Below are 9,633 nucleotides of genomic sequence, written 5' to 3' on the forward strand. Positions count from 1 at the left end.
GTGCTTATCAAGCGAACACACCAGCGTTCCGATCGCCGCGGTTCCGTCGCCGAATCCCTTGCGGGGCAGGGCGGGGGACTTGATCGCCGCACATTCCTGCGCAAATCCGGTTTGGCCGGCGGCGCGCTCGCCGCGCTCGGGGCCATGCCGGTGGGCAACGTGCGAAAGGCGGAGGCGGCCGCCGCCGGCCCGCTCGCAGCCGGCGCCACCGTCAAGAAGAGCATCTGCACGCATTGTGCCGTGGGCTGCACGGTGACGGCGGAAGTCCTCAACGGAGTCTGGATCGGGCAGGAACCGAGCTGGGATTCGCCGATCAACCGTGGCTCGCATTGCGCCAAGGGCGCCTCGGTGCGCGAGCTCGTGCACAGCGATCGCCGCCTGCGCTATCCGATGAAGCTGGTGAACGGGCAGTGGACGCGCGTGTCGTGGGACACGGCGGTGAACGAGATCGGCGACAAGCTGCTGCAGGTTCGCGAGAAGTCGGGCAGCGATTCGGTCTATTGGCTCGGCTCGGCCAAGATGACCAACGAAGGAGCCTACCTGTTCCGCAAGTTGGGCGCGTTCTGGGGCACCAACAACACCGATCACCAGGCGCGGATCTGCCACTCCACCACCGTCACCGGCGTCGCCAATACCTGGGGCTACGGCGCGATGACGAACAGCATCAACGACATGCGCAACTCCAAGACGATGCTGTTCATCGGCAGCAACGCGGCGGAAGCGCATCCGGTCAGCATGCAGCACCTGCTCGAATCCAAGGAGCTCAACAAGGCGAATTTCATCGTCTTCGATCCGCGCCTGACCCGCACCGCGGCACATGCCACCGAATATGTCCGCATCCGTCCCGGCACCGACATTCCCGTGCTCTACGGCATGATGTGGCACATCCTGAAGAACGGCTGGGAGGACAAGGAATTCATCGCCCAGCGCGTCTACGGCTTCGACGACCTGCGCAAGGAGGTCGAGAAATGGAATCCGCAGGAGGTCGAGCGCGTCACCGGTGTGCCCGCGGCGCAGCTCGAGCGCGTCGCCAAGACATTCGCGACGGTCAAGCCCGCGACCATCATCTGGTGCATGGGCCAGACCCAGCACACGGTCGGCACCGCCAACGTGCGGGCGAGCTGCATCGCGCTGCTGATGACGGGCAACGTCGGCAAGGCCGGGGCCGGCGCCAACATCCTGCGCGGCCATGACAACGTGCAGGGCGCGACCGATGTCGGCCTCGATATCGTGACGTTGCCGTTCTATTACGGCCTCGCGGAGGGCGCCTGGAAGCACTGGTCCCGGGTCTGGGAGGTCGACTACGACTATCTCGTCTCGCGCTTCGACGAGAAGAAGCAGATGGAGACGCCAGGCATCCCGCTGACGCGCTGGTTCGATGCGGCGCTGTTGCCGAAGGCCGACGTCGCACAGAAGGACAACGTCAAGGCCGTGTTCGTGCAAGGTCACGCCAGCAACAGCATCACGCGCATTCCCGAATCGCTGAAGGGCCTGAAGGCGCTGGAGCTGCTGGTGATCGCCGATCCGCACCCGACCACCTGGGCGTCTCTGGCGGTCGAGGCCGGACGCAAGGACGGCGTCTATATCCTGCCCGTGGCGACGCAGTTCGAATGCGCGGGATCGCGCGTCGCCTCCAACCGCTCGATGCAATGGGGCGAGCAGATCGTCAAGCCGATCTTCGAATCCAAGGACGACCTCGAGATCATCTATCTGCTGGCGAAGAAGTTCGGCTTCGCCGACAAGATGTTCAAGAATATCAAGGTCGAGAACAACCTTCCGGTCCCCGAGGACGTGCTGCGCGAGATCAACCGTGGAAGCTGGTCGACCGGTTATTGCGGCCAGTCGCCGGAGCGCATCAAGGCGCACATGAAGAACCAGCACAAGTTCGACCTGGTGACGATGCGCGCCCCCAAGGACGATCCGGAAGTCGGCGGCGATTATTACGGCCTGCCTTGGCCGTGCTGGGGCTCGCCCGAGGTGAAGCATCCCGGCTCGCCGCTGCTCTACAACAACAATCTGCACGTCATGGACGGCGGCGGCGCATTCCGTCCGCGCTTCGGCATCGAGCGCGAGGAGAAGCTGCCCGACGGCACGACGCGCAAGGTCAGCCTGCTCGCCGACAAGTCCTTCTCCAAGGGCTCGGAGATCGAGGACGGCTATCCCGAGTTCACGCTGGCGAGCCTGAAGAAGCTCGGTTGGGACAAGGATCTCACCGAGGCCGAGATGGCGACGATCCAGCGGGTCAACCCGGCCAATCCGGATGCGGTGTCCTGGGCGCTCGACCTCTCCGGCGGCATCCAGCGCGTCGCGCTGAAGCATGGCTGCGTGCCCTTCGGCAACGGCAAGGCGCGCATGAATGCGTTCGGTCTGCCGGATCCAATCCCGGTGCACCGCGAGCCGATCTACACGCCGCGCGTCGACCTCGTCGAGAAGTATCCGACCTTGCCCGATGCCAAGCAGTTCCGTCTGCCCAACATCGGCTTCTCGGTGCAGAAGGCGGCGGTGGAGAAGGGGATCGCCAAGCAGTTCCCGCTGATCCTCTCCTCCGGACGTCTCGTCGAATACGAAGGCGGCGGCGAGGAAACCCGCACCAATCCGTGGCTCGCCGAATTGCAACAGGACATGTTCATCGAGATCAGCCCGGCTGATGCCGCCGATCGCGGCATCAAGGACGGCGGCTGGGTCTGGGTGAGCGGCGCTGAGAACAACTCGCGGGCCAAGATGAAGGCGATGGTGACCGAACGCGTCGGCCAGGGCGTCGCCTGGATGCCGTTCCATTTCGGCGGCTGGCTCGGCGGTAACGACCTGCGCAAGAACTATCCTGCCGGCACCGATCCGATCGTGCTGGGCGAGAGCGCCAACACGATCACGAGCTACGGCTACGATCCTGCAACCGGCATGCAGGAGCCGAAGGTCACGCTTTGTCAGATCGTCGCAGCCTGAGAGGAGCACGCACATGGCTCGGATGAAATTTCTCTGCGACGCTGATCGCTGCATCGAGTGCAACGCCTGCGTCACCGCCTGCAAGAACGAGCACGAGGTGCCCTGGGGCATCAACCGGCGGCGTGTCGTCACCATCAACGACGGCAAGCCGGGCGAGCGCTCGATCTCGATGGCCTGCATGCACTGCACGGACGCGCCCTGCGCGGCGGTCTGTCCGGTGAACTGCTTCTACACCACGGCCGATGCCGTGGTGCTGCACTCCAAGGACCTCTGCATCGGCTGCGGCTATTGCTTCTACGCCTGTCCGTTCGGCGCGCCGCAATATCCAAAGGTCGGAAACTTCGGCTCGCGGGGCAAGATGGACAAGTGCACCTATTGCGCCGGCGGCCCTGAGGCCGACGGCAGCAAGGAGGAATATGCGAAGTACGGTGCGAACCGGCTGGCCGAAGGCAAGCTGCCGCTGTGCGCTGAGATGTGCTCGACCAAGTCGTTGCTTGCGGGCGACGGCGAGATCATCGCACAGATCTACAAGGAGCGCGTCATGAAGCGCGGCTACGGCTCGGGTGCATGGGGCTGGAAGACCGCTTATCGCGAGGCGATCGAGTCCTGAGGTGGCAACAGAAGGGCGCGCAAATACCGGGGAGGACGTGATGGCGTCATTTGGAAGGTTCATTCGCCTGGCGTTCGGCGTTTGCACGCTGCTTCTCTTGGCGATGGCGGCGCCTGCGAGTGCTCAGCAGGTCAATCCGACTGCAAGCTCGGTCAAGGAGCAGCAGCTTCTGCAGGAGCTGAACCGGATTCAAGGGCGTGTCAGCATTCCGGATCAGCGGTCCGGCGTTCTCGAGCAGCCGCAGGGGCGGGAATGGCGGGAATTCCGCATGGTGACGCTGCCCTGGATCGGCGGCGTTGCCATCATCGGCATGATCGCCCTGATCATGATCTTCTATCTCACCCGCGGCATGGTTCGGCTGGAAAGCGGCCACTCGGGCCGCACCATCGTGCGCTTCAACGGTTTCGAACGTTTCGTGCACTGGATGACGGCAACCTGCTTCATCATCCTGGCGATCTCCGGCCTCAACGTCACCTTTGGCCGGCAACTGCTATTGCCGCTGATCGGTTTCGAGGCCTTTTCCGAATGGTCGCAATGGGCCAAATACGCCCACAATTATCTGAGCTTCCCGTTCACGCTGGGGGTCGTGCTGATCTTCCTGATGTGGATCGGCGGCAATATCCCCAATAAGGTGGATATCGAATGGGCCAAGCGGGGTGGCGGCCTGATCGGGCATGACCATCCACCGGCCAATCGCTTCAATGGCGGCCAGAAGATGATCTACTGGATCGTCGTGATCGGTGGTGGGCTCGTCGCGGCGAGCGGCTATGCGCTGATGTTCCCGTTCTACGGCACGGGTATCGAAAGCATGCAGATGGCCCAGATCGTCCACTCCATTGTGGCGGTCCTGTTCGTCGCGGCGATGATCGGGCACATCTATATCGGCACCATCGGCATGGAAGGTGCGTTCGCGGCCATGGGCTCGGGCGAAGTCGACGTCAACTGGGCGCGCGAGCACCACAGCCTCTGGCTCGACGAGCAGATGGCGCGAACGGGACCGAACGACGGGCAGCGGCAACCCGCGACCGCAGCGGCCGAATAAAGCGGACCTGCCGGCCTACCGCGGCTCTTTCGCAAACAAGACGGAGCGGTCCTGCAGCTCCTGCTCGGGAAGCTTGTCGGCTTGGCCCGTCTGCATGTCTTGAATGGACGCCATGCCGGGCTGACCGAAGTGAGGTACTGCATGCGGCCTGAACACGCTATTGGCCGCACCGGCGAGAAGCATGGCTGCGATTAGCGAGAGCATGAGGAATTTCATGCGCGTCTCCGTCTGCCATCTCCACCCGCCACGATGAATACATCCGGATCGTCGAATCGGATGTGAGCGGCTTCACAGCAACGGGTTCCAGTTGCGTGGGTCGAGCTCCCCCTGACGACCGTCAACTTCGGCGTCAAACTGGATATCTGCTTGCCAATGCGAGCGCCCATCCCGCATCGGCGCGGTGATCCCGCTGACGCGGAATTCCTCCATCAGGCCCGCCATTTGGCTCGCATTCCGTCGGCTCGTCAGGGGGCAGACCGAAACTGGTCCGGCTCTTGCTCTTGCCAGTATGAGAAATTTTGATAAACGTCATACTGTAAGGGCGAGCGAATGGAACGAGCAGCGATGCGGACTTTGCGGGCGGTCGAGCCCGGAACGGTGGCGCTGCTTGGCGGGCTCGTCGCCGCCAACATCGCCGCATGGGCCTGGGCCTTCACGCTGTTCGGCGACCGGCCGACGGTGATGGCGACGGCCTTGCTGGCCTGGGTGTTCGGCCTGCGTCATGCCGTCGATGCCGATCACATTGCCGCGATCGACAACGTCGTGCGCAAGCTGATGCAAGGCGCCGAGACGCCGCGCAGCGTCGGCCTCTATTTCGCGCTCGGCCATTCCACCGTCGTCGTGGTGGCGACCATGCTGCTGGCACTGGGCGTCGTGAGCCTCGGCGGCGACAGCCTGCTCAAGGAGATCGGCGGTCTCATCGGCACCTCAGTCTCGGCGCTGTTCCTGCTTGCGGTTGCCGCGATCAACCTCGTCATTTTCGTCGGCCTGTGGCGGACGTTTCGCGCGGCGCGGGACCAGGGCGTTCACGATGCTGCGCAGCTCGATGCGCTGCTTGCCAGCCGCGGTATTCTGGCCCGGCTGCTCGGCCCGATGTTCCGCCTGGTGACGAAGCCCTCGCACATGTACCCGCTCGGCTTCCTGTTCGGCCTCGGCTTCGACACCGCGACGGAGATCAGCCTGCTCAGCATCTCCGCCAGCGAAGCCGCGCGCGGCGCCTCGCTCGCCGATGTGCTGGTTTTCCCCGCGCTGTTCGCTGCAGGCATGGCGCTGGTCGACACTGCCGATTCCGCGCTGATGGTGAGCGCCTATCGCTGGGCCTTCGTCGATCCCTTGCGCAAGCTCTGGTACAATCTCACGATCACCGGCGCCTCCGTCGCGGTTGCACTGTTCATCGGCGGGATCGAAGCGCTCGGCCTGATCGGCGAGCGGCTCGGTCTCTCCGGCGGCGCATGGGTGCTGGTCGAGGACCTCAACGAGTCGCTTGCCAATGTCGGCTTTGTCGTGATCGCGCTGTTTGCGGTCGCATGGCTCGTCTCGGTCGTGCTCTATCGCCGCATGTTCGGGAACGAGCCTCGCCGCGCCGGCACGAAAGTTTTGGAATGCACCGATGCGACCGAGGCGGCCTGAGCACGGTCGTCGCGGCGGCGCTTTGACGGCACTCTCGGTCCTGGCGCTGCTCGCGGATGACGGCCGCGCCCTCGCACAGAGCAATGACACCTCACGCGAACTGCCGCCGGTCGAGGTCAGTGGCGGCGCCACGCCCGGGCGCAAGATGACGGCCGCATCGCGCCGTGCCGCCAGATCGCCCGCGGCCGGCCGCCGCATCTTCGTGTCTCCCGCGACGACGCAGGCGTCCGATCCGCGCAGTGCCGGCTCGGGTCCAAGGGCCGCAGCCGGCATGGCCAGCGAGATCACTGTCTCCGGCGACGAGATCAACGCGCGCCCTTTCACACGGCCGGGCGAGGCGCTCGAAGCCGTGCCCGGTCTGATCGTGACGCAGCATTCCGGCGAGGGCAAAGCCAACCAGTATTTCCTGCGCGGGTACAATCTCGACCACGGCACCGATCTGGCGATCATCGTCGACGGCGTCCCCGTCAACATGCGCACCCACGCGCATGGTCAGGGCTATGCCGATCTCAACTGGCTGATCCCGGAAACCATCGCCGCAATGGACGTGCGCAAGGGACCTTACTTCGCCGACGAAGGCGACTTCGCCTCGGTCGGAAGCGTTCACATCGGCCTGATCGACAGCACCCGGCGGCTGGCGCAGGTGAGCGCCGGCAGCTTCGGTTACCGCCGTCTGCTCGGCATGGATTCCGCGAAAGTCGGCGACGGTTCGCTGCTGGTGGCCGGCGAGATCGGGACCTACGACGGCCCGTGGGACAATCCGGACAAATTGCGAAAGCTCAACGGCCTCGTGCGCTACAGCCAGGGCACCGCGACCGACGGCATGTCGCTCACCGGCATGGCCTACGTCAACAAATGGAACGCGACCGACCAGGTGCCGCAGCGCGCCATCACCAGCGGCTTGCTCGGCCGGTACGGTTCGGAAGATCCGAGCGACGGCGGTCATGCCAACCGCTTTGCGCTGTCCGGGCGCATCGCGCAGACCGACGACATCGGTTCATGGAAGGTCAACGCCTATCTGGTGAAGAGCCAACTCGACCTCTTCAATAATTTCACTTACTTCCTTGACGATCCCGTGCTCGGCGACCAGTTCCACCAGCACGACGACCGCTTGATGGCGGGCGCCAATGTCTCGCGCACGCTGGACGGCTCCTTGGCCGGCCTGCCGATGCAGACCACCTTCGGTCTGCAATCGCGTTATGATGCGATCGACCTCGCGCTCACCAATACGTTCCGTCGCGGCTTCATCGGCAATATCCGCAGCGACAAGGTCGGCGAGGGCAGCGTCGGGGTCTATGCCGAGAACACGGTGCGCTGGACCGACTGGCTCAGGACGACGTTGGGCTGGCGCGGCGATTATTACGCCGCCGACGTCATCTCTCTGTTCAACGCCGCAAATTCCGGTCGCGCCGATGCCGCGCTCGGCAGCCCGAAATTCAGGATGGTGCTTGGTCCGTTCAATCATACGGAATTCTTCCTCGGCGCCGGCTACGGCATGCACTCGAACGATGCCCGCGGTGCGACCACGACGGAGGATCCCACCGATCCCGCGACAAGGCTCACGCCGTCGCTGCTCCTGGTGCGCACCAGAGGCGCGGAGGTCGGGGTTCGCAGCAGGATCGTTCCCGGCCTCGAGAGCTCTCTCAGCCTCTTCATCCTGGACCAGGATTCCGAGATCCTGTTCTCCGGCGATGCCGGCGATACCTCGGCAACCCGCGCCAGCCGCCGCTACGGCTTCGAGTGGACCAACCATTACCGGCCGCGGTCCTGGATCGACATCGATGTGGATCTTGCAATGACGCATGCGCGCTTCCGTGGCCATGACGGCGAGCAGGCCGCGGTCTATGCCTCGCTCGCCGGCTATCCCGAGGCGCAAATCGGCAATGCGCCCGGCAACTACATTCCCAACGCCCCGGCGATGGTGGCATCGGCCGGAATAACGCTTGGCGAAAAGACGGGGTGGTTCGGCAGCGCGCGCTGGCGCTATATCGGCGCGAGCCCGTTGACCGAGGACAATGCGTTCCGCTCGCGGCCGACCGGCATCGCCAACGCGCGGCTCGGCTACCGCAGCGAGAACGGCTGGCGCATCCAGTTCGACGTGCTCAACCTGTTCAACAGCAAGGCGAACCAGATCACCTATGCCTATGGCTCGCTGTTGAAGACCGACACGCTCTACAATCTCTGCGCCGCCAATGCCGCACCGGCCGCAGTCTGCGGGAACGGCGTGATGGACTATGTGCTGCACCCGGTCGAGCCGATGGCGTTTCGGGTCACTGTGGCCGGAACGTTTTAGGCCTGTTGCGCGAGCACACTGGGCTAGCCTGTCAAAGGATTTGCCTTCACGGTTGCTCGGACATCGTCAGGCGGCCGCGTGCTGGAGGGCGCGTCCTGCGCGCGGCGATGGCCGGCACGAGCGTGGGCGATTCCCCGGCGAGACGGAGCGCAAAATAGGCGATGGTCGCTTGAAGGCCGTCCTTCAATGCCACCCTCGGACGCCATCCCAGGATCTTCTCGGCGGCGTCGATCACAGGCTTGCGCCGCTTGGGATCGTCCTTGGGCAGGGGCTCGAAGCGCAGCGGGGATGCAGATTCGGTGCATGCCAGCACCTCACGGGCGATGGCCTCGATCGTGACCTCGTGCGGATTGCCGAGATTGCACGGACCGCTGACCGAGGCGGGGCTCTCCATCAGGAGCTGAAGCCCCCGCACGAGATCGTCAACGAAGCAGAAGCTGCGGGTTTGCGTGCCCTGGCCGTAGATCGTGATCGGCTCGCCACGCAGCGCCTGCACGATGAAGTTGGACACGACGCGGCCGTCGTTCTCGAGCATGCGCGGGCCGTAGGTGTTGAAGATGCGCGCGACCTTGATCTCCGTCCCGTGCATCCGCCGATAGTCGAACATCAGCGTCTCCGCGGCCCGCTTGCCTTCGTCGTAACAGGCCCGCGGCCCCACGGGATTGACGTTGCCGAGATAGGATTCCGGCTGCGGATGCACCTCCGGGTCGCCGTAGACCTCGCTGGTGGAGGCCTGAAGAATCCGGGAGCCCTTCTGCCGCGCCAGTTCGAGCAGGTTGATCGAGCCGAGCACGCAGGTCTTCATCGTTCCGACCGGATCGACTTGATAATGGCGGGGCGAGGCCGGGCAGGCGAGGCTGTAGATCCGGTCGATCTCGCCCTCGATCTCGATGGAATCGCGCACGTCATGCTCGATGAAGCGGAAGTTCGGATGGTTGAGCAGGGGCCGGATGTTGTCGGTGGTCCCCGTGAACAAATTGTCCAGGCAGATCACGATGCTGCCGCGTTGCAGGAGCGCGTCGCAGAGATGCGATCCGATGAAGCCGGCACCGCCGGCGACCAGGACCGTCGGCGAGCGGCGGGACGCGTGGATGCGGGTCTGGAGCGTCATGACGT

The 9,633-nt window shown here is 64.5% G+C and carries 8 protein-coding genes; 5 read left to right on the forward strand and 3 right to left on the reverse strand.

All coding sequences use genetic code 11. The features are described 5' to 3' along the window. From N2605_RS12395 to N2605_RS12405, 3 genes are read left to right on the forward strand one after another with little or no spacing between them, the layout of a single operon-like run. Positions 1-2,943 carry a formate dehydrogenase subunit alpha gene (locus N2605_RS12395; protein WP_260346706.1) on the forward strand — a complete coding sequence of 981 codons (2,943 nt, stop codon included), beginning with the start codon at positions 1-3 and terminating at the stop codon, positions 2,941-2,943. Positions 2,944-2,956: 13 nt separating this feature from the next. Beyond that, entirely contained in the window at positions 2,957-3,553 is a 597-nt protein-coding gene (fdh3B, locus tag N2605_RS12400) for a formate dehydrogenase FDH3 subunit beta (RefSeq protein ID WP_036005105.1), read from the forward strand. A gap of 40 nt (positions 3,554-3,593) precedes the next feature. Continuing rightward, positions 3,594-4,595: a formate dehydrogenase subunit gamma gene (locus N2605_RS12405; RefSeq protein ID WP_036023646.1), complete on the forward strand. Its 1,002-nt coding sequence runs from the start codon at positions 3,594-3,596 to the stop codon at positions 4,593-4,595. A 15-nt stretch (positions 4,596-4,610) separates the two neighbouring features. On the opposite strand, the gene N2605_RS12410 is transcribed toward N2605_RS12405, so the two are convergent. Further along, positions 4,611-4,811 (reverse strand): hypothetical protein, encoded by a 201-nt coding sequence (locus N2605_RS12410; protein ID WP_036005102.1) that lies wholly within the window; start codon positions 4,809-4,811, stop codon positions 4,611-4,613. A gap of 72 nt (positions 4,812-4,883) precedes the next feature. Continuing rightward, a complete protein-coding gene (locus tag N2605_RS12415) occupies positions 4,884-5,036 on the reverse strand; it encodes a hypothetical protein (RefSeq protein WP_156447252.1) in 153 nt (50 codons plus the stop codon). Positions 5,037-5,144: 108 nt separating this feature from the next. On the opposite strand from N2605_RS12415, the gene N2605_RS12420 reads away from it, so the two are divergent. Both N2605_RS12420 and N2605_RS12425 read left to right on the forward strand, forming a co-directional pair. After that, complete coding sequence (locus tag N2605_RS12420) at positions 5,145-6,224, forward strand: HoxN/HupN/NixA family nickel/cobalt transporter (RefSeq protein ID WP_225141446.1); 1,080 nt, start codon at positions 5,145-5,147, stop codon at positions 6,222-6,224. Continuing rightward, on the forward strand, positions 6,205-8,517 hold the full coding sequence (locus N2605_RS12425; RefSeq protein ID WP_260346711.1) for a TonB-dependent receptor: 2,313 nt from the start codon (positions 6,205-6,207) through the stop codon (positions 8,515-8,517). The genes N2605_RS12420 and N2605_RS12425 overlap by 20 nt, the downstream gene beginning before the upstream one ends. Positions 8,518-8,563: 46 nt before the next feature. On the opposite strand, the gene N2605_RS12430 is transcribed toward N2605_RS12425, so the two are convergent. Beyond that, a complete protein-coding gene (locus N2605_RS12430) occupies positions 8,564-9,628 on the reverse strand; it encodes a UDP-glucuronic acid decarboxylase family protein (RefSeq protein WP_260346713.1) in 1,065 nt (354 codons plus the stop codon). Positions 9,629-9,633: the final 5 nt, after the last annotated feature.

Source organism: Bradyrhizobium yuanmingense, from assembly GCF_025200905.1.
Classification (GTDB): domain Bacteria; phylum Pseudomonadota; class Alphaproteobacteria; order Rhizobiales; family Xanthobacteraceae; genus Bradyrhizobium; species Bradyrhizobium yuanmingense.